At 54.8% G+C, this 26,100-nt stretch carries 24 protein-coding genes, 1 tRNA gene and 4 pseudogenes; 10 read left to right on the forward strand and 19 right to left on the reverse strand.

What is annotated here, in order from left to right:
* Positions 1 to 80: 80 nt before the first annotated feature.
* From AFK62_RS05440 to tesA, 5 genes are all read right to left on the reverse strand, one after another.
* Entirely contained in the window at positions 81 to 536 is a 456-nt protein-coding gene (locus AFK62_RS05440) for an NfeD family protein (protein ID WP_007673580.1), read from the reverse strand.
* Entirely contained in the window at positions 533 to 1,450 is a 918-nt protein-coding gene (locus AFK62_RS05445) for an SPFH domain-containing protein (RefSeq protein WP_007673578.1), read from the reverse strand. The genes AFK62_RS05440 and AFK62_RS05445 overlap by 4 nt, the downstream gene beginning before the upstream one ends.
* 108 nt (positions 1,451 to 1,558) lie before the next feature.
* On the reverse strand, positions 1,559 to 2,413 hold the full coding sequence (locus AFK62_RS05450) for a co-chaperone YbbN (RefSeq protein WP_053531759.1): 855 nt from the start codon (positions 2,411 to 2,413) through the stop codon (positions 1,559 to 1,561).
* Positions 2,414 to 2,471: 58 nt separating this feature from the next.
* A complete protein-coding gene (locus AFK62_RS05455) occupies positions 2,472 to 3,242 on the reverse strand; it encodes an SDR family oxidoreductase (RefSeq protein ID WP_007673571.1) in 771 nt (256 codons plus the stop codon).
* Positions 3,243 to 3,270: 28 nt separating this feature from the next.
* Positions 3,271 to 3,900: a multifunctional acyl-CoA thioesterase I/protease I/lysophospholipase L1 gene (tesA, locus tag AFK62_RS05460; RefSeq protein WP_007673569.1), complete on the reverse strand. Its 630-nt coding sequence runs from the start codon at positions 3,898 to 3,900 to the stop codon at positions 3,271 to 3,273.
* On the opposite strand from tesA, the gene ybbA reads away from it, so the two are divergent.
* The 4 genes from ybbA to AFK62_RS05480 all read left to right on the forward strand — a co-directional run bounded on the left by ybbA (position 3,868) and on the right by AFK62_RS05480 (position 9,801).
* The gene (gene ybbA, locus AFK62_RS05465; protein WP_007673568.1) at positions 3,868 to 4,554 is read left to right on the forward strand and encodes a putative ABC transporter ATP-binding protein YbbA; all 687 of its coding nucleotides are present in this window, start codon (positions 3,868 to 3,870) and stop codon (positions 4,552 to 4,554) included. The genes tesA and ybbA overlap by 33 nt on opposite strands.
* Positions 4,551 to 6,965 carry a putative ABC transporter permease subunit YbbP gene (gene ybbP / locus AFK62_RS05470; RefSeq protein ID WP_007673566.1) on the forward strand — a complete coding sequence of 805 codons (2,415 nt, stop codon included), beginning with the start codon at positions 4,551 to 4,553 and terminating at the stop codon, positions 6,963 to 6,965. The genes ybbA and ybbP overlap by 4 nt, the downstream gene beginning before the upstream one ends.
* Before the next feature lie 308 nt (positions 6,966 to 7,273).
* Positions 7,274 to 8,644, forward strand: coding sequence for a pyridoxal-phosphate dependent enzyme (locus AFK62_RS05475; protein ID WP_007673565.1), 1,371 nt, complete (start codon positions 7,274 to 7,276; stop codon positions 8,642 to 8,644).
* 11 nt (positions 8,645 to 8,655) lie between these two features.
* Entirely contained in the window at positions 8,656 to 9,801 is a 1,146-nt protein-coding gene (locus tag AFK62_RS05480) for a trans-sulfuration enzyme family protein (RefSeq protein ID WP_053531760.1), read from the forward strand.
* A gap of 166 nt (positions 9,802 to 9,967) precedes the next feature.
* Here the strand turns inward: AFK62_RS05480 and purK are convergent, their stop codons facing one another.
* From purK to ppiB, 4 genes are all read right to left on the reverse strand, one after another.
* Positions 9,968 to 11,035, reverse strand: a complete 1,068-nt coding sequence (gene purK, locus AFK62_RS05485) for a 5-(carboxyamino)imidazole ribonucleotide synthase (protein ID WP_007673563.1) — start codon at positions 11,033 to 11,035, stop codon at positions 9,968 to 9,970.
* Positions 11,032 to 11,541, reverse strand: a complete 510-nt coding sequence (gene purE / locus AFK62_RS05490) for a 5-(carboxyamino)imidazole ribonucleotide mutase (protein ID WP_053531761.1) — start codon at positions 11,539 to 11,541, stop codon at positions 11,032 to 11,034. Before purE ends, purK begins: the two co-directional genes overlap by 4 nt.
* Before the next feature lie 133 nt (positions 11,542 to 11,674).
* Positions 11,675 to 12,397, reverse strand: coding sequence for a UDP-2,3-diacylglucosamine diphosphatase (gene lpxH / locus AFK62_RS05495; RefSeq protein WP_053531762.1), 723 nt, complete (start codon positions 12,395 to 12,397; stop codon positions 11,675 to 11,677).
* A gap of 3 nt (positions 12,398 to 12,400) precedes the next feature.
* Positions 12,401 to 12,895 (reverse strand): peptidylprolyl isomerase B, encoded by a 495-nt coding sequence (ppiB, locus tag AFK62_RS05500; protein WP_007673560.1) that lies wholly within the window; start codon positions 12,893 to 12,895, stop codon positions 12,401 to 12,403.
* Positions 12,896 to 13,071: 176 nt separating this feature from the next.
* On the opposite strand from ppiB, the gene cysS reads away from it, so the two are divergent.
* Entirely contained in the window at positions 13,072 to 14,457 is a 1,386-nt protein-coding gene (cysS, locus tag AFK62_RS05505; protein WP_007673559.1) for a cysteine--tRNA ligase, read from the forward strand.
* Between the two features lie 146 nt (positions 14,458 to 14,603).
* Here the strand turns inward: cysS and malI are convergent, their stop codons facing one another.
* From malI to folD, 4 genes are all read right to left on the reverse strand, one after another.
* The gene (gene malI / locus AFK62_RS05510) at positions 14,604 to 15,620 is read right to left on the reverse strand and encodes a Mal regulon transcriptional regulator MalI (protein ID WP_007673557.1); all 1,017 of its coding nucleotides are present in this window, start codon (positions 15,618 to 15,620) and stop codon (positions 14,604 to 14,606) included.
* A gap of 61 nt (positions 15,621 to 15,681) precedes the next feature.
* The gene (locus AFK62_RS05515; RefSeq protein ID WP_053531763.1) at positions 15,682 to 17,181 is read right to left on the reverse strand and encodes a PTS transporter subunit EIIC; all 1,500 of its coding nucleotides are present in this window, start codon (positions 17,179 to 17,181) and stop codon (positions 15,682 to 15,684) included.
* A 288-nt stretch (positions 17,182 to 17,469) separates the two neighbouring features.
* Positions 17,470 to 17,682 (reverse strand): ribosome-associated protein YbcJ, encoded by a 213-nt coding sequence (ybcJ, locus tag AFK62_RS05520; protein ID WP_007678455.1) that lies wholly within the window; start codon positions 17,680 to 17,682, stop codon positions 17,470 to 17,472.
* Between the two features lies 1 nt (position 17,683).
* Entirely contained in the window at positions 17,684 to 18,550 is an 867-nt protein-coding gene (folD, locus tag AFK62_RS05525; protein WP_007678458.1) for a bifunctional methylenetetrahydrofolate dehydrogenase/methenyltetrahydrofolate cyclohydrolase FolD, read from the reverse strand.
* A 208-nt stretch (positions 18,551 to 18,758) separates the two neighbouring features.
* Here folD and AFK62_RS05530 point away from each other — a divergent pair.
* Positions 18,759 to 18,835 (forward strand) — tRNA-Arg (locus AFK62_RS05530).
* A 15-nt stretch (positions 18,836 to 18,850) separates the two neighbouring features.
* Here AFK62_RS05530 and AFK62_RS20880 read toward each other — a convergent pair.
* Positions 18,851 to 19,093, reverse strand: a pseudogene (locus AFK62_RS20880) (tyrosine-type recombinase/integrase); the annotation flags it as partial.
* Positions 19,094 to 19,292: 199 nt separating this feature from the next.
* Here AFK62_RS20880 and AFK62_RS23050 point away from each other — a divergent pair.
* Positions 19,293 to 19,580, forward strand: coding sequence for a DUF6404 family protein (locus tag AFK62_RS23050; RefSeq protein WP_407641369.1), 288 nt, complete (start codon positions 19,293 to 19,295; stop codon positions 19,578 to 19,580).
* Between the two features lie 113 nt (positions 19,581 to 19,693).
* On the opposite strand, the gene AFK62_RS05535 is transcribed toward AFK62_RS23050, so the two are convergent.
* Entirely contained in the window at positions 19,694 to 20,008 is a 315-nt protein-coding gene (locus tag AFK62_RS05535; protein WP_032984047.1) for a hypothetical protein, read from the reverse strand.
* Between the two features lie 202 nt (positions 20,009 to 20,210).
* On the opposite strand from AFK62_RS05535, the pseudogene AFK62_RS20890 reads away from it, so the two are divergent.
* Positions 20,211 to 20,501: pseudogene (locus AFK62_RS20890) on the forward strand (DUF4113 domain-containing protein); the annotation flags it as partial.
* A gap of 443 nt (positions 20,502 to 20,944) precedes the next feature.
* Here AFK62_RS20890 and AFK62_RS05540 read toward each other — a convergent pair.
* Together AFK62_RS05540 and AFK62_RS05545 are read right to left on the reverse strand one after the other, a co-directional pair.
* Positions 20,945 to 21,307: a hypothetical protein gene (locus AFK62_RS05540; RefSeq protein ID WP_032984920.1), complete on the reverse strand. Its 363-nt coding sequence runs from the start codon at positions 21,305 to 21,307 to the stop codon at positions 20,945 to 20,947.
* Between the two features lie 8 nt (positions 21,308 to 21,315).
* Positions 21,316 to 23,573: pseudogene (locus AFK62_RS05545) on the reverse strand (type VI secretion system Vgr family protein).
* A 600-nt stretch (positions 23,574 to 24,173) separates the two neighbouring features.
* Here AFK62_RS05545 and AFK62_RS22510 point away from each other — a divergent pair.
* A complete protein-coding gene (locus AFK62_RS22510) occupies positions 24,174 to 24,380 on the forward strand; it encodes a hypothetical protein (RefSeq protein WP_162490460.1) in 207 nt (68 codons plus the stop codon).
* On the opposite strand, the pseudogene AFK62_RS20895 reads toward AFK62_RS22510, so the two are convergent.
* Positions 24,312 to 24,553 (reverse strand): annotated as a pseudogene (locus AFK62_RS20895) (tyrosine-type recombinase/integrase); the annotation flags it as partial. The gene AFK62_RS22510 and the pseudogene AFK62_RS20895 overlap by 69 nt on opposite strands.
* 199 nt (positions 24,554 to 24,752) lie before the next feature.
* Here AFK62_RS20895 and AFK62_RS23055 point away from each other — a divergent pair.
* The gene (locus AFK62_RS23055) at positions 24,753 to 25,040 is read left to right on the forward strand and encodes a DUF6404 family protein (protein WP_369834734.1); all 288 of its coding nucleotides are present in this window, start codon (positions 24,753 to 24,755) and stop codon (positions 25,038 to 25,040) included.
* Between the two features lie 113 nt (positions 25,041 to 25,153).
* Here the strand turns inward: AFK62_RS23055 and AFK62_RS05550 are convergent, their stop codons facing one another.
* Entirely contained in the window at positions 25,154 to 25,468 is a 315-nt protein-coding gene (locus AFK62_RS05550) for a hypothetical protein (protein ID WP_032984047.1), read from the reverse strand.
* Between the last annotated feature and the right edge of the window lie 632 nt (positions 25,469 to 26,100).

The raw sequence follows: 26,100 nt of genomic DNA on the forward strand, positions 1-26,100 counted from the left end.
TGTGAAAATTTTGTAAAAAAGCCTGCCCGGATCATGCCCGAACAGGCTTTTATTGAACAGTGCTGTCTTATAGTAATGCGTTAATGCGTTTCGCTTGCCTGTACCCGCAGACGAATGCCGTCGATAGCCACAACCTCAACGATCGTGCCTGCCGGTAAATCACGGTCGGCAAAAACCGGCCAGACGCTGTCGCCCACATGGATCTGACCGCGACCATTTACCAGCGCCTGCTCAAGCGTAAAGCGCAGGCCCAGTAGTTGCTGCCCGCGCTGATTAAGCGCGTTATCAGGACGCGGCTGCGCCCGGCGGGACAGCCAACGCCACCATAGCCAGACGGCGATTAACATTAACAGCGCGAAACTCACGCCCTGCCACTCCCAGCCCATCGGCACAAGCCAGGCGAGCAGCCCAGTTGCCACCGCCGCCACGCCGCTCCAGAGCAGAAAGCCGTTGCCGCCGAGCATTTCTGCCGCCAGCAGCAGGCCGCCTAAGCAGAGCCAGAAAACGTGAGGATGAGAGAGGATAAGCATCATCATGGGCGTTTACGCTCGCTGCCGCTGTCTTTGATAAGCTCAGCGATACCGGCGATTGAGCCCATCAGGCTTGAAGCCTCAAGCGGCATCATGACAACTTTGCTGTTGCTGGAAGAGCCAATCTGCTGGAGCGCGTCGGTGTATTTCTGCGCTACAAAGTAATTCACCGCCTGAATATCGCCAGCGGCAATCGCTTCCGATACCATCTTCGTGGCGCGCGCTTCGGCTTCCGCCGAACGCTCACGGGCTTCCGCCTGTAAAAACGCTGACTGACGTTCGCCTTCTGCTTTGAGGATCTGCGACTGTTTTTCCCCTTCGGCTTTCAGAATTTCCGCCTGACGTACACCTTCGGCCTCAAGGATATAGGCACGTTTGGTACGTTCGGCTTTCATCTGGGCGTTCATTGACGCAATAAGCTCGGCAGGCGGGCGCACGTCGCGGATCTCGATACGCGTGACTTTAATGCCCCACGGGTTCGTGGCTTCATCGACGATGTGCAGCAGACGGGTATTGATGCTGTCGCGCTGCGACAACATTTCATCCAGCTCCATTGAGCCGAGCACGGTACGGATGTTGGTCATGGTGAGGTTAATGATGGCGAGTTCCAGATTACTCACCTCATACGCCGCACGCGGGGCGTCGATCACCTGAATAAAGCAAACGGCGTCGATGGTCACGTTGGCGTTATCTTTGGAGATAACTTCCTGCGACGGGATATCGAGTACCTGCTCCATCATATTGATTTTACGGCCAATACGGTCCATAAACGGCACGACGAGATTCAGACCTGGCTGTAGCGTATTGGTATAACGGCCAAAGCGCTCCACGGTCCACTGGTAGCCCTGCGGCACGATTTTAACGCCAGCCAGCACGACAACCAGCGCGACAAAAATAAGAACGGGGATAATAAACAGCATCAAACCAACCTCCTGTTGTTAGTAATAGCGACCATTGTACCGCCTGCCAGCGTCAGGCGCAGCGCCTGAATCTGGCAGGGGAAGTCACGGCATCCTTGCCGGTGGGGATCAGTAAAGCAGGGAATAGAGCTGACGGCGGTATTTTGACGCCAGCGCATCACCGGTGCCCAGCGCGGCCAGAATTTCCTGCATCATTTTACGCGCCTGGCCGTCGGCGGCGCCCAGATCTTTCTTCAGGTGAGTGAAAAGCAACTCCAGCGCCTCTTCGTTACGTCCAACCTGGTGCAGTTGCAGCGCGAGCTGGCTTGCGAGCTGCGCGTCATCCGGGTTTTGCTCCACCTGCTGTTGCAGCTGCTGGATTTCCGGGGTGTCTGCCGCCTGCTTCAGCAGGTCAATCTGCGCGACCAGACCCTGATAGCGGGTGTCCTGATCCTGCATCGGGATCGTTTTCAGCACCGCTTCGGCGTCCTCGGAGCGGTTCAGGGCAATCTGCGTTTGCGCCAGCAGCAGGCCGATTTCGCTTGCCTGATTCGACATCTGCCAGGCGTCTTTTAAGAGCGGCAATGCTTGCGCGTAGTTGCCTTCCTGCATCAGCGCCATCGCTTCCTGCGCTTTCAGCTCCTCTTCTCGCGGCAGCACTTTTTCCAGCAGCGCGCGGATAGCTTCCTCTGGTTGCGGGCCCTGGAAGCCATCTACCGGCTGGCCCTGGCTGAATAAATAAACCGTCGGAATGGCGCGCAGACCAAACTGCGCGGCGATGGCCTGCTCGTTGTCGCAGTCCACTTTGGCGAGGATAAACTGTCCCTGATACTGGTTCGCCAGCTTCTCAAGCACCGGCGTCAGCTCCAGACAGTGCTGGCTGCGATCGGACCAGAAATAGAACAGCACCGGCACGGTCATGGATTGTTCCAGAAGCTGGTGCAGGTTCGCTTCGCTGAGGTTAATAATATTCTGTTCGGACATGAGTCACTCTCTGTTGTCGATTTCCTTTTTACATGGGGGCAGGGCGCACGCCTTCAACTTACCCTTGTAAAATTTTGTCCATAATTCGCGTTGGCAGCAGACGTTTCAGCCAGGCGACCGCATGCGTCACCAGCGTGACCGGGTAGCGAATGCGCGGATTCGGGCTTTCAAAAGCATGGCGCACTTTTGCCACAACCGCCTCCGGGCCAAGCGTAAAGCGTGCGGCGATGCCGGGGTTTTCTACCGGTTTGTCAGACTGCGTCTGGTTGACGTTTTCGCTAAAGCGTGTGCGTATGGGCCCAGGCTCAATCAGGCTGACCTTCACGCCGCTGTAGCGAAGCTCCATACGCAGCGCGTCAGACCATGCCTCCAGGGCGTATTTGCTGGCGGCATAGGCCCCGCGGCCAGGCGTGGAGATAAGCCCCATCACCGAACTGGTGTTCACAATGCGTCCTTCGCCGTGTGGCACCATGGCAGGCAAAAGCAGCATAGTGAGCTGATGCGCGCCGAAAAAGTTCGTTGAAAACTGCTGTTCCATCTGCTCACGGCTGATGGTGGAAAGCGGCCCGTACACGCCATAGCCGCCATTATTGAAAATGCCGTACAGGCGATTGTTCGTCAGGCGAATCACTTCCCGCGCGGCGTCTTCCACGCTCTCTGGCGAATCGAGATCAAGCGACACGCCAATAAAGCCCAGCGTGTTCATGCGCGCGACATCTTCCGGCTTGCGGCAGGCGGCGAGGATCTGAAAGCCAAGGCGGCGTAGCTCGTGCGCGCAGGCAAGGCCAATACCGCTGGAACATCCTGTAATTAAGAGTGATTTTTGCATAACTTTACCCGCTCAGTGCCCCGCAGGGTTATGAGTCGTGTTTAACTAAAGGGGCCAGTCGCTGCGCCATCCAGTCGGCAATAAACGGCTGGGCGTCGCGATTGGGATGAATGCCATCGTCCTGCATCCACTGCGGTTTGAGATAAACCTTTTCCATAAAAAAGGGCAGCAGGGGGATGGAGAATGACTGCGCAAGTTCAGGGTAAATCGCCTCGAACGCCTGATTGTAACGGCGCCCGTAGTTCGCGGGCAGACGAATCTGCATCAGCAGCGGTTCCGCGCCCGCCGTTTTCACCTGTTCTATGATTTGCTTAAGCGTGGCGGAGAGCGTGTCGGGCGGAAATCCGCGCAGACCGTCGTTACCGCCAAGCTCAATCAGCACCCAGCGCGGCTGATGCTGTTTGAGCAGCGCAGGCAGGCGCGAGAGCCCCTGCTGCGCGGTGTCGCCGCTGATACTGGCGTTCACCACACGCACGTCGCGCTGCTGCCATTTATCGTTAAGCAGCGCAGGCCAGGCGGCGTCTGCTGCCATTCGATAACCGGCGCTCAGGCTGTCGCCCAGCACCAGTAACGTGTCCGCCGCGGCGGCGCGCAAGCTTAATAACGCCAGCAACAGGAAAGGTAAATGCCAGCGGAAAACATTCTTGAAGTTCATCATCTTAATAAATCCGTCGGTCAGGGGGAACAGGCTCTTTCCATCCTTACCGGAGTTGAACTGGTTGTCAAACCGGGCCAGAGCATTGCGCTGGTGGGCGAATCGGGTTCCGGCAAGTCGACATTGCTGGCCATTCTCGCGGGGCTGGACGATGGCACCGGGGGCGAAGTGCGACTGCTGGGCGAACCGCTGCACGAGATGGATGAAGAGGCGCGCGCACGGTTACGCGCGCGGGATGTCGGCTTCGTATTTCAGTCTTTCATGCTGATCCCGACGCTCAACGCGCTGGAGAATGTCGAACTGCCCGCCATGCTGCGCGGCGAGAGCGGCAAGGCGAGCCGCCAGCAGGCGCGGGCGTTGCTCGAACAACTGGGACTGGGTAAACGTCTCGATCATCTTCCTGCCCAACTCTCCGCCGGCGAACAGCAGCGCGTGGCGCTGGCGCGCGCGTTTAACGGCCGCCCGGCGGTGCTCTTTGCTGACGAACCCACGGGCAACCTCGACCGCCAGACCGGCGAGCGCATCGCTGACCTGCTCTTTTCACTCAACCGCGACAGCGGCACTACGCTTATCCTTGTCACGCACGACCCGGAACTGGCAGCCCGCTGCGATCGTACGCTGCGCCTGCGTGACGGCAAGCTGTGGGAGGAAGCATGACGGCCCGCTGGTTCTGGCGCGAATGGCGCTCCCCGTCGCTGTTAATCGTCTGGCTCGCGTTAAGCCTGGCGGTGGCCTGCGTGCTGGCGCTCGGCAAAATAAGCGACCGCATGGAAAAGGGCTTAAGCCAGCAAACCCGTGAATTTATGGCAGGCGACCGTACGCTTCGCAGCAGCCGCGCGGTGCCGCAGGCATGGCTTGATAACGCGCGCAGGGAGGGGCTGAAAGTCTCCAGCCAGCTGAGTTTTTCCACCATGACTTTCGCCGCCGATCGCCCGCAGCTTGCGAGCGTGAAAGCGGTTGATAACCTCTATCCGCTTTATGGCACCTTACAGACGCGCCCTGAAGGGCAGTTGCCCGAGCCAGGCACGGCGCTGCTGGCGCCGCGGCTGATGGCGCTGCTCGGCCTGAAACCTGGCGAAACGGTAGAGGTGGGCGATGCGACGCTGACCGTCGCGGGCGAAGTCATTCAGGAGCCGGACAGCGGTTTTAACCCGTTTCAGATGGCGCCGCGACTTTTGATGAACCTGGCCGATGCCGAGCGTACTGGCGCTATCCAGCCCGGCAGCCGTCTCACCTGGCGCTATAAATTCGCAGGCTCACCGGCGCAACTGGCGCGCTATGAACGCTGGCTGTTACCACAGCTTCAGCCTGAGCACCGCTGGACTGGCCTTGAACAGGACGAGAGCGCGCTTGGCAAATCGCTCCAGCGCTCGCAGCAATTTTTGCTGCTCTCCGCGCTCCTGACGCTGCTGCTGGCGGTGGCTGCCGTGGCGGTGGCGATGAGCCATTACTGCCGGAGTCGCTATGACCTGGTGGCTATCCTGAAAACGCTCGGCGCAGGACGCGCGGCGCTGCGTAAGTTGATTGTCGGCCAGTGGCTGATGGTGCTCGCGCTCGCTGCCGTGACCGGCGGCGTTGCGGGGCTGCTGTTTGAGGCGTTGCTGATGCAACTTCTTAAGCCGGTCTTACCCGCCGCGCTGCCGGAGGCGAGCTTCTGGCCGTGGGTCTGGGCAGTGGGCTCAATGGGCGTGATTTCCCTGCTGGTCGGGTTGCGGCCGTACCGGCTCTTACTGGCAACACAGCCGCTGCGCGTGTTGCGCCGCGATGCGGTGGCAACGCTCTGGCCGCTCAGAGTCTATCTGCCGGTAATGGCGATAATTGTGGTGGCGCTGCTTGCCGCGCTGATGGGCGGGCGCATGCTGCTCTGGGCGGTGCTGGCAGGTGCGGTGGCGCTGGCCGCGCTGTGCGGCGTCGCGGGCTGGGTATTGCTGTGGGGAATGCGTCGCCTGCGGCTGCGCTCCCTGGCGCTGCGGCTTGCCGTCAACCGACTCTTGCGCCAGCCGTGGCAAACCCTGAGTCAGCTTGCCGCGTTTTCGCTCTCTTTCATGCTGCTGGCGTTGCTGCTGGTGCTGCGCGGCGATCTCCTCGACCGCTGGCAGCAGCAACTGCCGCCGGAAAGCCCTAACTATTTTCTGATTAACATCGCCCCGGAACAGCGCGACCCGGTGAAAGCGTTCCTGGCGGAGCATCAGATTATCCCGCAGACGTTTTATCCCATTGTGCGCGCGCGTCTGACGCAGATAAACGGCAAGGCCACGGCGGGCAACGAAGACGAGGCGCTTAATCGCGAGCTTAACCTCACCTGGCAGGCGGCGCGTCCGGACCACAACCCCATCACAGCGGGCAACTGGCCTCCCGGGCCTGGTGAGGTGTCGATGGAGGAAGGACTGGCGCAGCGTCTGAAGATAGCCCTGGGCGACAGCGTGACCTTTACCGGCGACACCCAGGCCTTTACCGCTAAAGTGACCAGTCTTCGCAAAGTGGACTGGGAGAGCCTGCGGCCCAACTTCTTCTTTATTTTCCCGCCGGGCGCACTTGACGGGCAGCCGCAAAGCTTCCTGACGAGTTTCCGGGCAGAGCGCGCCGACACGATGCTGACGCAGCTTAACCGGGAATTCCCGACGGTGAGCGTGCTCGATATCGGGGCCATTCTGAAGCAGATAGGCCAGGTGCTGGAGCAGGTAAGCCGCGCGCTGGAAGTGATGGTTGTGCTGGTTACCGCCTGTGGCGTCCTGTTGCTGCTGGCGCAGGTACAGGTTGGGATGCACCAGCGCCGCCAGGAGCTGGTGGTTTACCGCACGCTTGGGGCAGAGAAAAAACTGCTGCGCGCCACGCTCTGGAGCGAGTTTGCGCTGCTCGGCCTTGTGGCCGGTATCGTTGCCGCCATCGGGGCGGAGGTGGCGCTTGGGGTATTGCAGACCCGCGTGTTTGATTTCCCGTGGGAGCCTGACTGGCGGTTGTGGATAGCGCTGCCGCTCTGCGGTGCGCTGTTGCTGTCGCTGTGCGGCGGCTGGCTCGGCGTCCGTCTGCTGCGCGGTAAAGCGCTGTTCCGCCAGTTTAGCGTGTAATTTTACGATGTCTGATGTTGTCAGCGCCTGTGGGCAACATCAGACATTCTCCCTTCGAAAAATTATGCAAAAGCACATGCGCAAAATGGCATAACGTCACGCAAGCGCGCGCATAAACGGCGAAAAAGGCCGCAAAATGCCGCGATTTAGCCATCGATATTTCCAGGTGTTTTTACTGCCGAATGGCTGTACTGCTGAAACAGCCAGTCATATTCCATCTGGTTCTAATTCCCCGCGAATCATTCTTTAACCGACGAAAAACGCAGTCCTATCATTTGCCCGTTCTCTGAATAACGGATAAACAGACTATGTCGATCGTCGATTCTGTCACCTCGCTTATTGGGCACACGCCGCTGCTGCGCCTGGCAAAGCTTGATACCGGCCCGTGCGAACTGCTGCTGAAACTTGAAAACCAGAACCCCGGAGGCTCCATCAAAGACCGCGTCGCGCTCTCGATGATTAACGAGGCGGAACGGCAGGGGCGTCTTGTTCCCGGCGGCACGATTATCGAAGCCACCGCAGGTAACACCGGGCTTGGGCTTGCGCTGATTGCCGCGCAAAAGGGCTACCGGCTTATTCTGGTGGTGCCCGATAAAATGAGCCGCGAGAAGATTTATCACCTGCGCGCGCTCGGCGTGGACGTGCGACTCACCCGCTCGGATGTTAACAAGGGCCATCCGGCGTATTACCAGGATTACGCAAAGCGCCTCGCCGATGAAACGCCCGGGGCGTTTTACATCGATCAGTTTAATAACCCGGCGAACCCGCTCGCCCATGAAACCACGACCGCGCCGGAACTCTTTGACCAGGCGGGTGGGCACATCGACGCCATTGTGGTGGGCGTCGGTTCGGGCGGCACGCTTGGTGGCCTCCAGGCGTGGTTTCGCAAACACGCGCCTCATACCGAATTTGTGCTGGCCGATCCGGCAGGCTCCATTCTTGCCGACCAGGTAGAAACGGGGCGCTATCACGAGGCGGGATCGTGGCTGGTGGAAGGCATTGGGGAAGATTTTATTCCGCCGCTCGCGCACCTTGAGGGCGTGGGACAGGCTCTGCGTGTGACCGATAGCGAAGCGTTTACCACCGCACGTGATCTGCTGAAAATCGAAGGTGTGCTGGCAGGATCTTCCACCGGCACGCTGCTTGCCGCCGCGCTGCGCTACTGCCGCGCGCAAACCACGCCGAAGCGCGTCGTGACGTTTGCCTGCGACAGCGGCAATAAATACCTCTCGAAGATGTTCAATGACGACTGGCTGCGCCAGCAGGGGCTGCAGGCGCGACCCGCCACCGGGGATCTGCGCGATCTTATCGCCTTTCGCCACGACGAGGGCGCGGCGGTGACCGCCGCCCCTGACGATACGCTCGCAACTGTGCTTGCCCGGATGCGGCTTTACGATATCTCGCAGTTACCGGTGCTGTCGCAGGGCCAGGTGGTGGGCATCGTCGATGAGTGGGACTTGCTGACGTTTATTCAGGGTGACAGCCAGCGTTTTCACACCCCCGTTGCGCGCGCCATGAACCGCGAGGTCGTCACGCTCGATAAGCACGCCAGCGAGCGCGACGTATTTGATGTTTTCACACGCGGGCTGGTGGCGGTTGTTACCGACGACACGCGCTTTCTTGGTCTTATCACCCGCACCGATGTGCTGAACCGCTGGCGCAACCAGCTTGAATATTAAGGAGCGTTATCATGGATAAATTCGCGACCCTCAGCGTGCATAGCGGCGCGCACCATGACCAACATGGCGCGGTGATGCCGCCTATCTATGCCACCTCCACCTACGCGCAGCCCGCGCCCGGCGAGCATACGGGTTATGAGTATTCACGCAGCGGCAACCCGACGCGCCACGTGCTTGAGCGCGCCATCGCCGAGCTGGAGGCCGGGCGTCAGGGGTTCGCCTTCGCCTCGGGGCTTGCGGCAATTTCGACCGTGCTGGAACTGCTCGATAAAGAGAGCCATATCGTGGCGGTGGATGATGTGTATGGCGGCACATACCGGTTACTGGAAAACGTGCGTAAGCGTACCGCCGGGCTGACCGTCTCCTGGGTAAAACCCGACGATCCCGCCGCGCTGGAGGCGGCGATCCGCCCGGAAACCCGTATGCTCTGGGTGGAAACGCCGACGAACCCGCTGCTGAAGCTTGCCGATCTGGAAGCCATCGCCGGGCTGGCGCGACGCCACGGTATAATCAGCGTGGCGGATAATACCTTTGCGTCACCGGCAATCCACCGCCCGCTCGCCCTCGGCTTCGATATCGTGGTGCATTCCGCTACCAAATACCTGAATGGCCATTCCGATGTGGTGGCGGGGCTGGCGGTCGTTGGTGATAACGCGGCGCTTGCACAGCAGCTCGGGTATCTGCAAAACGCCGTCGGCGGGGTGCTCGACCCGTTCAGCAGCTTCCTGACGCTGCGCGGCATTCGCACGCTGGCGCTGCGGATGGAGCGCCACAGCGTCAACGCGCTGAAAATCGCCCAGTGGCTGGAGCAGCATCCGCAGATTGAACAGGTTTTCTTCCCGTGGCTTGAAAGCCATCCGCAACACGCACTGGCGCGCCGTCAGATGGCGCTTGCTGGCGGCATGATTTCTGTCGTGGTGCGCGGCGATGAGGCGCGCGCGGCGCGGATTATCCAGAAGCTACGGTTGTTTACGCTTGCGGAAAGCTTAGGCGGCGTGGAGAGCCTGGTCAGCCAGCCATTTAGCATGACGCACGCCTCTATCCCGCTGGAACAACGGCTGGCGAAGGGGATTACGCCGCAGTTAATTCGGTTATCCGTGGGCATTGAAGAGGCAGACGACCTGATTGCCGATCTCGAACAGGCGCTGGAGGAATAAGGTCTGCAGGGCGGCGACGAGGGGAGGGTGCTCACCGGCTTGTTTTAACGGTGCGTGTAGATCCCCTCGCGCCAGCCCTCCCTAAAAGAGAGAAAAGGGAGAAAATGGAATATTCGCCATCCCAACGGCAGGCATAAAAAAGGCACCTCTCAGGGTGCCTTTACTTTTACCGTAACAGCGCCTGCGCCCAGGCGATGCCGCTGGCGTACTCGGGCGGCAGCAGCGGCGCGAGCGCCTCCAGCGTGGCGTCAATCAGCGCCGGCTCGTTGTCGCTGAGGTTAAGGTGGCCGACCTTGCGACCTTCACGCACCTCTTTGTCGTACCAGTGCAGATGCACCAGCGGCAGCTTGAGCCAGTCGTAATTGAGATCGCTGCCAATCAGATTCACCATCACCGACGGGCTGCTGACTACCGGTTGCGGCAACGGCAGGCCGGTGATGGCGCGCAGGTGCAGCTCGAACTGGCTGATGGACGCGCCGTTCTGTGTCCAGTGACCGCTGTTATGCACGCGCGGCGCCAGCTCGTTAATCAACAGGCCCTGCGGCGTCACGAAGCATTCCATCGCCATCACGCCCACGTAATTCAGCTCATCCATAATGGCGCGCAGCATAGTTTCCGCCTGATCCTGCTGCGTGGCATTCGCTTTCGGGAAAGCGACACTCGTGCGCAGAATGCCGTCCTGATGCAGGTTATGCGTCAGCGGATAGAACACGGCGCGACCATCATGGGCGCGCGCGCCGACCAGCGACACCTCGCCAGAAAAATGGATGCCCTGCTCAACGATACATTCGCCATAACACTCGGCAGGCAGCGTGTCGGCGTCATGCTCACGCAGACGCCACTGTCCGCGGCCGTCATACCCACCGGTGCGGCGCTTCACGATGGCCAGCTCGCCGAGGCGGCTGAACACCTGCGGCCATTCGCTGCGATCGGCCAGTAACTGCCAGGGCGCGGTCGGCAGAGAAAGTTTGTCCAGAAGCTGTTTCTGCGTGAGACGGTCGGCGATAAGCGGGAAAACGTCGCGGTTTACGAAAGCCTGATGACGCGCCAGCTCGCGGGTCAGGGCGGTTTCCGGCCAGCGTTCGATCTCGGCGGTGATAACGCTCTGGGCGAACGGCACCGCCTGCGGATCGGCATCCAGCCCGACTGGCCAGACGCGAATGCCGAGCGGCTCGCCCGCCTGGCGGAGCATTCTGCCGAGCTGGCCGTTACCCAACACACAGACCTGTTTCATGCATCCCCCCGTGGGTCCGGGTTCTCCAGCACCTCGTCGGTCTGCTTTTGGCGCCAGGTCTCAAGGCGCGCCAGCAGGGCGCTGTCGTGCTGCGCCAGAATTTGTGCGGCGAGCAGTGCGGCATTGGCCGCGCCCGCTTTGCCGATAGCCAGCGTGCCGACCGGAATACCGCGCGGCATTTGTACAATAGAGTAGAGGCTGTCCAGCCCGCTTAACGCCGCGCTCTGCACCGGCACGCCCAGCACCGGGACCAGCGTTTTAGCCGCGATCATGCCCGGCAGATGCGCAGCCCCGCCTGCGCCCGCGATAATCACCTGAAACCCCTTATCCTGTGCGCTTTCGGCGAAGCTGAACAGTTTGTCGGGGGTGCGGTGGGCGGAGACGACTTCGACATGATGAGGCACATCGAGAGCATCAAGAATTTCTGCGGCAAACTGCATGGTGGCCCAGTCGCTTCTGGAACCCATGACGATGGCGATACGCGCCGGGGTATGGCTGGAGGACATACGTCTCAAAACTCCTGTGGTCAGGCGGCAAAATGAACGGGGTCGCCGTTATGAGGGGTTCGAGAATAGCACGGATAACAGGCAAGGAAAACGGTTGCGTACGCGTGCGAAAGGCAAAAAAGCAGCACGCGATTCAGAAAGGAAAGGCGAGCAGTTCTACGTCGTCAGGGGTGACTTTTATCATTGAGCCTTCGGTGTGCCAGGCGCCTAATACTACGCGATGCGCGGGCTGGCCGTTAGCCTCAAGCGGATGGACAGCAGGCCTGTGAGTATGACCGTGGATAAGCCACTGCACGTGATGACGCGTCATCGCCTCGACCACCGCTTGCGGGTTCACGTCCATGATCGCGAGATCTTTCTGGCTGTTGGAGGCTTTACTACCGGCGCGCATTTTGGCGGCGATACGGCGGCGCAGTCGCAGGGGCAGGGCGAGGAAGGCTTTTTGTATCCACGGCTTATGCACTTTCGCGCGAAATGCCTGATAACCAGCGTCGTCGGTGCAGAGTGTGTCGCCGTGCATAATCAGCACGCGTCTGCCGTAGAGGTCGAGCACCTTTTCTTCTGGCAAAAGCTGCATTCCGCTTTCATGTGCGAAGCGGCGGCCCAGCAGAAAATCGCGGTTGCCGTGAATGAAATAGCAAGGAACGCCGGCATCGCTTAACGCACGCAGGGCGGCCGCGATATCGCGGTGCAGCGGCTCGGGGTCGTCATCGCCAATCCAGGCTTCGAAGAGATCGCCAAGAATGTAAAGCGCATCCGCCTCACGCGCTGTGCCGGCTAAAAAACGCAGAAAACCGGCGGTAATCGCCGGTTCTTCTGAGGACAGATGAAGATCTGCAATAAAGAGCGTCGCCACGAATTACTCGCTGACGGTTACGCGCTCAATAATCACGTCTTCTTTAGGCACATCCTGATGCATGCCGCTGCGGCCGGTAGAAACGCCTTTGATTTTATCAACCACGTCCATGCCTTCGACCACTTCTGCGAACACGCAGTAGCCCCAACCTTGCATGCTTTCGCCGCTGAAGTTCAGGAAGTCGTTATCCGCCACGTTGATGAAGAACTGGGCAGTCGCAGAGTGCGGTGCCTGCGTGCGCGCCATGGCCAGCGTACCGCGGGTGTTCTTCAGGCCGTTGTTGGCTTCGTTTTTGATAGGATCTTTGGTGCTTTTTTGTTTCATGCCCGGCTCAAAGCCGCCGCCCTGAATCATAAAGCCGTTGATAACACGATGGAAAATGGTGTTGTCGTAGAAACCTTCGCGGCAATAGTCCAGAAAGTTTTTTACCGTTTCCGGCGCTTTGTCATCAAAAGTTTTGATTACGATGTCGCCGTGATTGGTGTGAAAAGTAACCATGTCTGCATCCTGTTTTGTTTCAGTGGTGCTTCGGCTTCTGAAAGAAGCCACAGTAGGAGGGTGTTATAGCATAACTCACCGCTTGCTTCACCTTGCAAAGTGGGGTGCTTGCGGTTTCAATTATGGGTAATATAGGGGTTTTATCTGCTTACCACACACTGACACGGAAACTTCTGATGTTAAAAATCTTCAATACCATGAGTCGCCAGAAAGAAGAATTTAAGCCTATTCATGCCGGGGAAGTCGGCATGTACGTGTGTGGTATTACCGTTTATGACCTCTGTCACATTGGCCATGGCCGCACCTTTATCGCCTTTGATGTCGTTGCGCGTTACCTGCGTTTTCTCGGCTATAAGCTGAAATATGTCCGCAATATTACCGATATTGACGACAAAATCATCAAGCGCGCTAACGAGAACGGCGAAGATTTTGTGGCCCTGGTGGACCGCATGGTCGCAGAGATGCATAAAGATTTTGATGCGCTGAATATTTTGCGCCCGGAAAGCGAGCCGCGCGCGACGCAGCACATTCCGGAAATCATCGAAATCGTTGAACAACTGATTGCTCGCGGTCATGCGTATGTCGCAGGCAACGGCGATGTCATGTTCGCGGTCGAAAGCGATGCCGATTACGGCAAACTGTCCCGTCAGGATCTGGAACAACTTCAGGCGGGCGCGCGCGTGGAAGTGGCCGACAGTAAGCGCAACCCGATGGATTTCGTGCTGTGGAAAATGTCTAAACCGGGTGAGCCGAGCTGGCCGTCGCCGTGGGGCGATGGGCGTCCGGGCTGGCATATTGAGTGTTCTGCCATGAACTGCAAACAACTGGGCAGCCATTTCGATATTCACGGCGGCGGTTCTGACCTGATGTTCCCGCACCATGAAAACGAAATCGCACAGTCAACCTGCGCGCATGACGGCGAATATGTGAATTACTGGATGCACTCCGGGATGGTGATGGTCGATCGCGAGAAGATGTCCAAATCGCTTGGCAACTTCTTTACCGTGCGCGACGTGTTGCAACACTACGATGCCGAAACCGTGCGTTACTTCCTGATGTCCGGTCACTATCGCAGCCAGCTGAACTACAGCGAAGAGAACTTAAAGCAGGCGCGCGCGTCGCTTGAGCGTCTCTACACCGCGCTGCGTGGCACCGACAGCGAGGCAGCACCTGCGGGCGGCGAGGCGTTTGAAACGCGTTTTGTCGAGGCGATGAATGACGATTTCAATACGCCGGAAGCCTATTCGGTGCTGTTTGATATGGCGCGTGAGGTTAACCGTCTGAAAGCGGAAGACAGCAGCGCGGCGAATCAACTGGCGGCGCATTTGCGCAAGCTCGCGGCGGTGTTGGGGCTGCTGGAGCAGGAACCGGAGCAGTTCCTGCAATCCGGCGCACAGGCCAATGACGATGAAGTGGCAGAAATCGAAGCGCTTATCGTAAAACGTCTGGAAGCGCGTAAAGCAAAAGACTGGGCGGCAGCAGACGCCGCGCGCGATCGCTTAACCGAGATGGGCATTATTCTGGAAGATGGCCCGCAAGGCACCACCTGGCGACGGAAGTAAGAGACAGATAAGAAAAAGCGGCGAAAGCCGCTTTTTTTATGTCGATGGTCAGAGGCAAGGCAGGTGGCGCGGCGCTTACTGGCCTTGCGCATGAGGTTGCAGCAGATAAAGGGGGGGTGAGGAAACGCCGCCGCCCGCCGTGTTTCTCAGGCTGAGCCGCGAATCACTAACTCGCCCGAGAGCGTCACACGTTGTGCCGGCAGGCCTGGCTCATGAATGAGCCGCACAATCAGCCCCGCCGCCTGGCGCCCGGTCTCCTCACTGGCGGACGACACATAGGTAAACGACGGCGAGGTAAGATTCACGTGCATCATGTCTTCAAAGCCAATCATCGAGACCTGTTGCGTCAGAAACACATCCTTCCCCACCGTACGGCCTACCTGATGGATAGCCTCAAGGCAGCCGATAATCGCATGCGGCGAATGGCACAGCAGGGCGGTGATTTTATTGTTCGCCTCCAGCAACTGACGTACGGCGATATTCACCGCGAGCGTCTCTTCAGCGCAGGCGGGCGCGAACTCGTCGCGCCAGGCAAGTCCGTATTGCGAAAGCGCGGCGCGATAGCCAAACAACCGCTCCTGGCGAATCAAACATGAGGCCGTACCGCCGATATAGGCGATGTTGCGGTGCCCACGCTCAATCAGATAGCGTGTGGCGAGACCGCCCGCCTGACGGTTGTCACGCACCACGCTGTTAAGTGTGTTCTCAACCGGCGATTGCGAAACCACCACTACCGGCAACGTGCTCTGCACAACCGGCGCGGGTAACGTCTGGTGGGTGGAATCAGCAGTCAGATACACCACGCCCGCCACGCCCTGGCGGGTAAACGAGACAAAGCAGGCCTCAAGACGGCTTGTCTCGCGGCCTGGCTGGGTCAGAAACACCATGTAGCCCTGTGTCTCCAGTGCCTGCACCAGGCTTGCCGTGACGCGTGTGGAGAACGGGTCGTTGAGATCTTCTACGACCAGGCCAATCAGGTTAGAGGTTTTACCGCGCAGATTAGCCGCGGCGACGTTATGCACATAGCCCAGCGCCTCAATAGCGGCATGCACTTTTTCGATGGTCGCGGTAGAAATTTTTCCTTTCTGGCGCAACACCAGCGATACCGTTGACACCGAGACGCCCGCATGACGCGCCACATCGATAATGCTGACCTTTTTCATCTGCCCTGAATTTCCTTTTATCACCTGCGTTCGCGGGCCTGGCGCCAGGCCCGCGCGGGCGTTATTTCCCGGTCATGCCTGACATACTTTGTGCGATAAACTGCGCGCGCGCGCCGAAAATCACCTGAATGCCGTTATCGCCAACGAACACGACGCCGCGAGCACCAAGGCCGTTCAGCCCATCTCTGTCTACCAGTTCCGGACGTGAGACTTCAAGACGCAAACGCGTGATACAGGCGCCGACGCTGGTGATATTTTCTTTGCCGCCGAGCAGCCCGACAATATTGCCCGCGAGCTCTGCGTCCGTTTTATCATCCGCGCTGGCGGTAATTTCCACGCGGCCTGGCGTTTTGACGTCAAAACGGCGGATCACGAAACGGAAGGTAAAGTAATAAATAATCGCCATCGGCACACCGACTATCACCGCGTTCAGGTAGTGGGTCTGATAGCCGTTAAAAGACGGCAGGATCCCAAACGAAATGTAGTCGATAAGCCCGGCGGAAAACGATTTAGCGATATGCGCATCCAGTAAATACATGGACATATACGCAAGCCCCGCCATGATGGCGTTAAATACATACAGGACCGGCGCGACAAAAATAAAGGTAAATTCTACCGGCTCCGTGATCCCTGTCAGAAAACAGGTCAGCGCGGCGGAGAAAAGAATGCCGGAGGCAATTTTTTTATTCTTTGTGGTGGCTTCGTGGTACATGGCCAGGCACGCCGCAGGCAGCGCAAACAGCATCAACGGGAATTCCCCCTGCATGAATTTACCGGCATTCTGGTAGGTGTCGCTGCTAAAGCTTTTCACGCCTTCTTCCAGCATTTTGAACCAGATAGTCTGATCGCCGTGGATAACCTGCCCGGTCTGCGTCGTGTAATCGCCGAAGGAATACCAGAAGGACGGATACCAGATGTGGTGCAGGCCGAGCGGGATCAGCGCGCGTTCTACCAGCCCGAAGATAAAGGTCGAGGCGGCCTGATTATCGCCATTCACAATCACAGACAGCGCGTCGATGCCTGACTGGATGTGCTGCCAGACATACGGCAGCGCCAGTCCGAGCAGGAACGAGAGAAACGCTGCGGCGATCGCCACAAACCGTTTACCGGAGAAGAATCCCAGGAACTCCGGCAGTTGCAGCGTATGGAAACGGTTGTAACACCACGCTGCGAGAATGCCGGAGATAAGCCCGCCGAACACGCCCATCTGGAGCGTCGGGATGCCGACCACCATGGCATATTTGCCGCCGCTTGCCGCCATCTCCGGCGTGATGCCAAGCTGCGTGCTGATCGTGATGTTAATAATGAAGACGGAAACCGCCGCGGACAGCGCCGCGATGCCTGATTCCGACGCCAGACCAACGGCGGAGCCGATGGCAAACAGCAACGGCAGGTTATCGAAAATAACCCCGCCCGCGTTCATCATCAGCGGCAGATGGAATTTATCGCCGAACGCCAGTAGCAGACCCGCGGCAGGCAATAGCGAAATAGGCAGCATTAGCGCGCGGCCTATCATGGACAATTTTGAAAGTGATTTGACGAAACCCGTTATCAGACTCATGCCGATCCCCCGATTGAAACAGCCGGGCTGTACGCCCTGTTTTATAGTAGGTAGAACGTTCTAGTAGAACGTTCTACCTATGCTCTGTGATCGGGGTGATAGCGCGCAACATCTATTTAACGTTCTGTCAGAAGATTTGCTGATTCTTTGAAGTCGGTTGGAAAACTGCGCGGGCACGCCAGCCCAGCATCCGCGATAAGGACCGTGCAACACCTGCGGGGAAGGGCGATAAGAGAAGATTCTGGACGGGGAAATAAAACGCCCTCTGCGACGAGAGGGCGTGGCGTATTACGCGGTAACGGTCACGCTCTGACCGTTGAAGCTGACGGTTTGTCCGGCGACGATTTTGCAGCGCTTGCGGGTTTCCACCGCGCCGTCGACGGTGACCTGACCTTCAGAAATCACGATCTTTGCCTGCGCGCCGCTTTCGCTCCAGCCTTCCAGCTTCAGCAAATCGCACAGTTCGACGTGAGGGTGTTTACCTAAAGAAAATGTTGCCATGTTATGCCTCCTCGCCGTCATGGTATTCAACGCACGCCTGAAGCGTGTTCTGGATAAGCGTGGCGACCGTCATCGGGCCGACGCCACCTGGCACCGGGGTAATGTACCCGGCGCGTTCTGCGGCGTCTTCGAACACCACATCGCCCACCACCTTGCCATTTTCCAGACGGTTGATGCCAACATCAATCACAATGGCACCTTCTTTAATCCATTCGCCCGGAATAAAGCCCGGTTTGCCGACCGCGACGATCAGCAGATCGGCGTTTTCTACGTGCTGACGCAGGTTTTTGGTAAAACGGTGCGTAACGGTAGTGGTGCAGCCCGCCAGCAGCAGCTCCATGCTCATCGGACGGCCAACAATATTCGATGCGCCGATCACCACGGCGTTCAGCCCGTAAGTGTCGATGTTGTAGCGCTCCAGCAGCGTAACGATACCGCGCGGCGTACATGGACGCAGGCGCGGCGCGCGCTGGCATAAACGCCCTACGTTGTACGGATGGAAGCCATCCACGTCTTTATCCGGCGCGATGCGCTCCAGCACTTTGACGTTATCAATACCCGCTGGCAGCGGCAGCTGGACCAGAATGCCGTCGATAGCGGCATCCGCGTTCAGTTCGTCAATCAGCGCCAGCAGTTCGGCTTCGCTGGTGGTTTCCGGGAGATCGTACGAGCGGGAAAGGAATCCCACTTCCTCGCACGCCTTGCGTTTGCTGCCGACATAGATCTGCGATGCCGGGTTCGCGCCGACCAGCACAACGGCGAGCCCGGGGGCGCGTTTTCCGGCCGCCACGCGCGCTTTTACTTTTTCGGCAACTTCAAGCCGCACCTGCTGCGCAATCGTTTTACCGTCAATAATCTTTGCTGCCATCAGAGAGAAGATTCCGTCTGTAATCAAAAGAAGAGGGGATGCGGATATTCTGTCAGAAGCGTGACGTGCTGTCAGTTTTCGTTTGTGCCTTTCGCTCAATTGTCCAGCAGGCGGTTCGAAAGCCATTGACTCACCAGGCACTCACCGTATAATTCCAGGCGTTTCATACTGCCAGCCGCAGATAAAACGTGAAACGCCTCTCCACGAGGCGCCCTTAGCTCAGCTGGATAGAGCAACGGCCTTCTAAGCCGTGGGTCGCAGGTTCGAGTCCTGCAGGGCGCGCCATCAAATTTCAATAAGTTACGCCTCTTTCAAATCCTCCTGATTTACTGTGTGGGACATATTTGGGACACAAAACCCTAAAATCGAGTCAATTTGGCGCGCATGCTCAGTCAGGTGATTAGGTGCGAGATGTGCATACCTGCGAACCATTTCAATTGACTCCCAGCCCCCCATTTCCTGCAGAACAGACAAAGGCACTTCGGCCTGAATAAGCCAGCTCGCCCATGCGTGCCTCAGGTCATGAAAGCAAAAATCTTCTATCTAAATATTGTCTGCAACCCGCAAGGTGCGGCTTCTCTGCGCCTCAATAATGGGCGCATGATTGAATTTGCCAGGAAAGATTAGCCAGTAAAATGTGTGGGTAATACTCTTGTGTTTAAGGGTAAAGGCACCAGTTGGTCAGATTGGGCAGTACGCGGAGGAAATGCTTTAAATGAAGCCCCTCTGGGTTACGAGGATTATGGGAGCCAGGACTAAAATCCCGCCGTTACCTTTCGTTTCATTCTGGCAGGCAATATTAATTATGGGATGCCCATTTGGTTTTACAGGGGGCGCTTTATGTGGTTTACCATATGGCAGGGGATGGGCCTTCAACCTTCCTGGCGATATTAAGGCGCTTTCAGATGGGATTCTATTTGGCATAATGATGGCAGCCTTGCACAGGTGGCGTAAAAAGGCTAATAATCTGCCTGGTAAGGCCTGTAAATGCCGTGCAAACGAATCAGCATGGCTTAAATTTCACTTTTAGCACACAGGAGCCGGCAGGGTCAGTAAACGGGGACACCGTATCTGCCTGAGTTTGGCTTACCATCAATAAAGTGAATGACGGATACTTTAAGAAAACGTATGCCACTACATCTCTCAGTTAAACTGCTTTTCGTACATCTCTAAATGATGTTTAAAGAATTTTTCATAATCTTCGGCGGCACTCACTAAAATGGTTACTGCTATGGCAGGTTCATCCAGCTCTTGTGAAAAATCTTCGATAGCGATGAAATTACAGTTTATTTTTTCATTGGTTTCGCTAATGAATAAGCCACATCCCGTTGTATCGATATTCGGTAAATAAAACATAGTTGGTATAAAAGCCCCATGAACGATTCCCATTGGGGGATCACCAAATTCTAATTCAGATACACCAATGGTTATGCCTTCTTTTCTAATCTCGAATATCACTTCACTCTCCTTAATTGTTACTATTTTGGCGTAATCGAGTTAATAGCGAATATAACAATGACTCGGAAATAAGGAGTTATTTTATAGACCTACTCCCCATAAATTAACACATTTCTATTCAATTAATGTCCGCTCCCGGCACAGAGCATATGTTATTAACATCATACAAGCGTTTCTGATTTTCGCACAGTCAGGGACAAAGCAATGTCTGGAAGCCGTATGGCGCGACGGCCACCGGTATCAGAACGCAGGTGTGATGCTGGGTGACTTTTCAGCCAGGGCGTGGCTCAACTAAACCTGTTTGACGAGAACGCGCCGTGCGCTAACAGCAAGGCGCTGATATTACTGATGGACAGGCTCGACCAGCAAAGCCGGGGGAAAACTCTATTTTGTGCGGCAGGGCATCCAGCAGGCGTGGCAGATGACGCGGGAGATGCTGTCGCCGTGTTACACGACACGTCTTGCAGATGTACCGATCGTGCGAGCATGGTAAATGGGATATTGTTAAGGCATTAAAGAAAAGTGAAGGTCCGCTTTGAGCGAGGAGCGGACCTGAGATTGTGGTATGTTAATTCACGGGGAGCAGGTCAGAGTATGTAGTGAAAAGCGAACTTAGTGATTTTTTTGGTTTTTTATTAAGGAACTTTAGTTCGGGGCAATCATAACTCTTTTTGACGTGCAACTTCTGTCTGCAATTATAGTTGTGCATTGCACGTTCGGTATATATTCGTAATAATGCGTGTCAGGCAGAGATGTTTATCAGGATTTACGCGTTAACCAAGGGTGATATATATCTTTCTAACGGATGGCTTCATTTTCTGCTTTTCAGGATGGGTATATGCGAACCGAACTGGATATGTTAGACTTTCAGATAGAGCAACCATAGTCAAGTAAATAGGGGCGGTAACCGCCCCTATATGTTAATAGTAGGTATTATTAATTGCGCAAGCTTTCATCATATACATCGATTTTGCTGTAATTAGGATCTTTGCGGTAATAGACGATGGGGACTTCTTTAGCAACTTGATCTTTAATTAGATCCAGCGTATTGATATTTAAGGACTGCTTCTCCTTTGTGTAGACTTTTTTATCGACTATAAAGCTATAAGTTATTGTAATATCTACCTTTCCCATGTCATCAGGCCGTCCGGGAACGTAGCTATCAATTTTGGCTTTGACATAGACAGGGTCTTTTTTTATTTTCAAATACACATAATAACCTTGTAGCATATATATAATAAAATAACCTATTAATAATACAGGCGCGATTATGGCTATTATCCCGGAATATTTAGACATACTTCACCTCAAGTAATTATTTTTAATGCGGCAGTTTTTATAGATACTATATCTCTTTTAATTTCGTAACCATTTATTTCAAAATGTGCCCCACTATTACCTCTGAATTTAAACTGAATTGGGTTGGTTTCATACTTTAAGCCCCTTGATGCGACTTCTGTTACTCCGAAAGAGATTTCAAAAAGTTTCAAAGCTACCGCTGCTGCTTTAAATTCATACCAGTCAGGGGATTGTATATCAACCTTGGTCCCACCTTTAATTGTTATGGTACCCGGTGTTGAAATGTTAATGTCACCGTTAGTTATTTTCTGTTCCCAGTTTCCTGTGATCGTTGTATTTACACCACCGGTAATTATATTTTTTTGTCCACCACTATGAACAAGTAGCTCATCACCATTTTGTATTTCAACACTGCGCCCACCCGTGGAGATCTTGACCCACATACTGCCATCTTCGAGGGTGAGATATTGCCAACCGTTCTTTATTTTCGTATGAACCGAGCCATCAATTGTTGTTGTAACATTTCCTTTAATATCAGAAACATCACCACTATCAGTGATGGTCAGTTTACGCCCCTTCGAGATGGTTGTTGTTGTGCCCTGATTAAACGTCGCCGTTTCTTCCTTATCAACAGTCGTCGTCCGTTTCGCCTGGTAATAGAAAGAGGCATCTCCGACGACCTCGTCATTTTGGGTTTTGCCTATTTTAGTTGTACGATGACCATCGATATTTACCGCCTTATCATTTTCAACGGAAATATTCATATTTCGTTCTGAATGCAGGTCTACCGTCTCCCCCCAATCCGATCTTCAAAGAACAGATAACTGGCATTGTCTTTATTCCCATCTTTGCTACGTGTCATAAAGCCCATACGGGTGGCATCGCCTGGTAACTCCCACGGCGGCATATTGGCTTCATTGTAAACACGGCCTGTTACGATGGGACGATCCGGGTCTCCGTTAATAAAATCGATGACCACTTCATCATTAACACGAGGAATTTGTACCCCACCAAACCCTTGCCCAGCCCAGGCACTTGAAACGCGTACCCAGCAAGAGCAGGTGTCATCACCTTTACCTTGACGATCCCAATGGAATTTAACTTTTACCCGGCCATACCTGTCAGTCCAAATACTTTCACCTTGAGGGCCAACAACTTTCGCTGTTTGCGGCCCATATGTTCTCGGCCAGGATGTGGCTTGAGCAGGTCGGAATACTACCGTTGATGGAATGACAGAGAAATCGATTTGGTGATGCGTATTATTGTCCGCGCCGCTGGCATAGCGGTTTTCCTCAAACTGATAATGGGCTTCAATTGTGAGATATTCACCGTTATCACTAAAGAAGGGGGCATTGCTTAATAGAAATGTCGTGCCTGGCGCAATGCCGAGCGCCGTCGCAGTTCCATTAATACGATGATGTTCTACTTGCCATCTCTGCTGGCGGATCCGCGCATACGTTTCGCCGTGTCCATGATCAACAAATCTCCCCGGCCAGTCATAAACATCTATTTTTCCGGGTTGCGGAGAGGAGGGATTCTGGCGAGCCTGATGCAGCCATGCATTAGGTTTACGGAAGTCATAGTCGTCCAGGCTGTAAAGGCCCGGCGTCACGAAGTCTGCGATTGCCCACTGAGCGATGCCTTCGGTCGTCGTGCTACCACCGGACGGAGTATGTTGGTAAGGGATTATTTCATAACCTTTCGCAGGCTTATATCGTTCAGCGGAATCAACCAGCACAAGTGTATGCTTGTCCTTCTCATGCTGGAAGTAGTATGCAATCCCCTCCAGTTCCATTAAGCGACTGATGAAGTCAAAGCTACTTTCCTGATACTGGACGCTGTAATCCCAGACCCGATGGTTTTCAATCAATGCATCTTCAACATTGACCTGATATTCAGCAAGCAGGGTTTTAACAATTTGCGGTACTGTTTGTTCCTGGAAAATACGCATATTACGATCGCGTTGCATCGGCCATAGATCCGACTCAACGGTGAGCGTATAGGCTGCATAACGGCTTCCGGATAATTCAACCGCGCTTACCGCAACGCCGGTAACTTTTCCATTAAAGTATCTTGGGCTTAAGGCGTTTTGCGTTGGGATTGTTACAGTTAGTGGTTGCCCTAGTAACGCGCTGCGATCGATCCGTGCATCTGTACCTAGCAGCACGACATTGAGTGAGAATGGTTGCGAAATGGCCTCATGACCAGACATTTTCCAGAAAAGAAGCCCATCTATGGGCGTTTGAATTGTTATACGGTTTGGCATGAAAGAACTACTGGATGGGAGGGCCCTTCCTGGTATCTCCTGATAGCATAATGGCGCTTATTAAACTGCAACAGGAAGCTGCTTGACTACACACATTGTAAAAATTTTACCGGGGCTTTACAGAATCGGATTAATCCTGGTGACCAGCTCCCCGTTAATCAACACAAAATGTTGTCAGCAACGTCTGTTCTTGGCACATAGCGGAAAGTAACAATTCAATACAAGTCTTTGTGATCTGCGCATAGTCAGGAATGACTAGCTGCTTGGCGTGATGACCACCGTACCAAAAGACGGGCGTTATGCTGTGTAACTTTTTCAGCCACGGCGTGGCGCAACTGAGCCTGTTAGATGAGAATACGCAAAGCACTAACAGCGAGGCGCTGATGTTACTGCTGTGCAAAATCAACTAGCAGTGCCATGGAAGACTATATTTTGCGGGCAAGGGATCCAACAGGTGCGGCAGATGAAGCACTAGATGCTGTCGCCGTGTTACACGGCGCGACTTGCTGATGTGCCGGTTGTACAAGCTAATTCCGGAAAAGGCTGTGTCGCTTTTGTGTCGTAAATGTGTCGTGACTGGCCGACAGGAGAAGTTCCAGAATGACAAATAACGACACAGTGAGCGATGCGAACGCGGAAAAACAGTGTATTTACAGTGCGTTAAAAATAGACCTACGTTCTTCTAAGCCGTGGGTCGCAGGTTCGAGTCCTGCAGGGGCGCCATTATTATTCAATGATTTACCGTTTGCTATTTGCCTCCTGTTTTTCCATGTGGGACAGATTTGGGACATTAACGTCAAAAATTGAGTCGATTTGCCTGGCATGCTCGATCAGATGACCTGGTGCAAGATGCGCATATCGCCTTACCATTTCTATGCCCCTCATCTGCTTGTTTCCTGAAGAACGGATAAAGGCACTCCGGCCTGAATAAGCCAACTGGCCCATGCGTGCCTCAGGTCATGAAAGCGAAAATCTTCTATCCAAATATTGTCTGCAACCCGCAAGGTGCGGCTTCTCTGCGCCTCAATAATGGGCGCATGATTGAATTTGCCAGGAAAGATTAGCCAGTAAAATGCGTGGGTAATACTCTTGTGTTTAAGGGTAAAGGCGCCAGTTGGTCAGATTGGACAGTACGCGGAGGAAATGCTTTAAACGAAGCCCCTCTGTGTTGCGAGGATTATGGAAGCCAGGACTAAAATCCCGCCATTACCTTTCGTTTCATTCTGGCAGGCAACATTCATTATGGGATGCCCATTTGGTTTTACAGGGGGCGCTTTATGTGGTTTACCATATGGCAGGGGATGGGCCTTCAACCTTCCTGGCGATATTAAGGCGCTTTCAGATGGGATTCTATTTGGCATAATGATGGCAGCCTTGCACAGGTGGCGTAAAAAGGCTAATAATCTGCCTGGTAAGGCCTGTAAATGCCGTGCAAACGAATCAGCATGGCTTAAATTTCACTTTTAGCACACAGGAGCCGGCAGGGTCAGTAAACGGGGACACCGTATCTGCCTGAGTTTGGCTTACCATCAATAAAGTGAATGACGGATCTTTTAAGAAAACGTATGCCACTACATCTCTCAGTTAAACTGTTTTTCGTACATCTCTAAATGATGTTTAAAGAATTTTTCATAATCTTCGGCGGCACTCACTAAAATGGTTACTGCTATAGCAGGTTCATCCAGCTCTTGTGAAAAATCTTCGATAGCGATGAAATTACAGTTTATTTTTTCATTGGTTTCGCTAATGAATAAGCCACATCCCGTTGTATCGATATTCGGTAAATAAAACATGGTTGGTATAAAAGCCCCATGAACGATCCCCATTGGTGGATCACCAAATTCTAATTCAGATACACCAATGGTTATGCCTTCTTTTCTAATCTCGAATATCACTTCACTCTCCTTAATTGTTACTATTTTGGCGTAATCGAGTTAATAGCGAATATAACAATGACTCGGAAATAAGGAGTTATTTTATAGACCTACTCCCCATAAATTAACACATTTCTATTCAATTAATGTCCGCTCCCGGCACAGAGCATATGTTATTAACATCATACAAGCGTTTCTGATTTTCGCACTGTCAGGGACAAAGCAATGTCCGGAAGCCGTATGGCGCGATGCCCACCGGTATCAGAACGCAGGTGTAATGCTGGGTGACTTTTCAGCCAGGGCGTGGCTCAACTAAACCTGTTTGACGAGAACGCGCCGTGCGCTAACAGCAAGGCGCTGATATTACTGATGGACAGGCTCGACCAGCAAAGCCGGGGAACACTCTATTTTGCGCGGCAGGGGACAGTGGATCGAATGCTGAGGCGGGAGATGCTGCTGCCCTCCTATACGATACGGCTACTGATGTGCCTGTTGCGCGCGCAGGTTAAAAGTGACCTATTCAGGTAGCTGCGCAACGAGGTCCGCTCTGAACGAATAGTCAAAGAATGCGAAATATTAATTACATCGTGATGGTTAAATTAAGTGTAAGCAGGTCATGGTTGTATGAGTAGTAGCATTTGCAACTTCACAGG

Source organism: Cronobacter condimenti 1330, from assembly GCF_001277255.1.
Taxonomy (GTDB): Bacteria; Pseudomonadota; Gammaproteobacteria; order Enterobacterales; family Enterobacteriaceae; genus Cronobacter; species Cronobacter condimenti.

Coding starts and splice junctions, on each gene's coding strand:
- AFK62_RS05440 (WP_007673580.1), bottom strand. CDS start 536: ATGATGATGCTTATCCTCTCTCATCCTCACGTTTTCTGGCTCTGCTTA.
- AFK62_RS05445 (WP_007673578.1), bottom strand. CDS start 1,450: ATGCTGTTTATTATCCCCGTTCTTATTTTTGTCGCGCTGGTTGTCGTG.
- AFK62_RS05450 (WP_053531759.1), bottom strand. CDS start 2,413: ATGTCCGAACAGAATATTATTAACCTCAGCGAAGCGAACCTGCACCAG.
- AFK62_RS05455 (WP_007673571.1), bottom strand. CDS start 3,242: ATGCAAAAATCACTCTTAATTACAGGATGTTCCAGCGGTATTGGCCTT.
- ybbA (WP_007673568.1), top strand. CDS start 3,868: ATGCCAGCGGAAAACATTCTTGAAGTTCATCATCTTAATAAATCCGTC.
- tesA (WP_007673569.1), bottom strand. CDS start 3,900: ATGATGAACTTCAAGAATGTTTTCCGCTGGCATTTACCTTTCCTGTTG.
- ybbP (WP_007673566.1), top strand. CDS start 4,551: ATGACGGCCCGCTGGTTCTGGCGCGAATGGCGCTCCCCGTCGCTGTTA.
- AFK62_RS05475 (WP_007673565.1), top strand. CDS start 7,274: ATGTCGATCGTCGATTCTGTCACCTCGCTTATTGGGCACACGCCGCTG.
- AFK62_RS05480 (WP_053531760.1), top strand. CDS start 8,656: ATGGATAAATTCGCGACCCTCAGCGTGCATAGCGGCGCGCACCATGAC.
- purK (WP_007673563.1), bottom strand. CDS start 11,035: ATGAAACAGGTCTGTGTGTTGGGTAACGGCCAGCTCGGCAGAATGCTC.
- purE (WP_053531761.1), bottom strand. CDS start 11,541: ATGTCCTCCAGCCATACCCCGGCGCGTATCGCCATCGTCATGGGTTCC.
- ppiB (WP_007673560.1), bottom strand. CDS start 12,895: ATGGTTACTTTTCACACCAATCACGGCGACATCGTAATCAAAACTTTT.
- cysS (WP_007673559.1), top strand. CDS start 13,072: ATGTTAAAAATCTTCAATACCATGAGTCGCCAGAAAGAAGAATTTAAG.
- malI (WP_007673557.1), bottom strand. CDS start 15,620: ATGAAAAAGGTCAGCATTATCGATGTGGCGCGTCATGCGGGCGTCTCG.
- AFK62_RS05515 (WP_053531763.1), bottom strand. CDS start 17,181: ATGAGTCTGATAACGGGTTTCGTCAAATCACTTTCAAAATTGTCCATG.
- ybcJ (WP_007678455.1), bottom strand. CDS start 17,682: ATGGCAACATTTTCTTTAGGTAAACACCCTCACGTCGAACTGTGCGAT.
- folD (WP_007678458.1), bottom strand. CDS start 18,550: ATGGCAGCAAAGATTATTGACGGTAAAACGATTGCGCAGCAGGTGCGG.
- AFK62_RS23050 (WP_407641369.1), top strand. CDS start 19,293: ATGGGAGCCAGGACTAAAATCCCGCCGTTACCTTTCGTTTCATTCTGG.
- AFK62_RS05540 (WP_032984920.1), bottom strand. CDS start 21,307: ATGTCTAAATATTCCGGGATAATAGCCATAATCGCGCCTGTATTATTA.
- AFK62_RS22510 (WP_162490460.1), top strand. CDS start 24,174: ATGACAAATAACGACACAGTGAGCGATGCGAACGCGGAAAAACAGTGT.
- AFK62_RS23055 (WP_369834734.1), top strand. CDS start 24,753: ATGGAAGCCAGGACTAAAATCCCGCCATTACCTTTCGTTTCATTCTGG.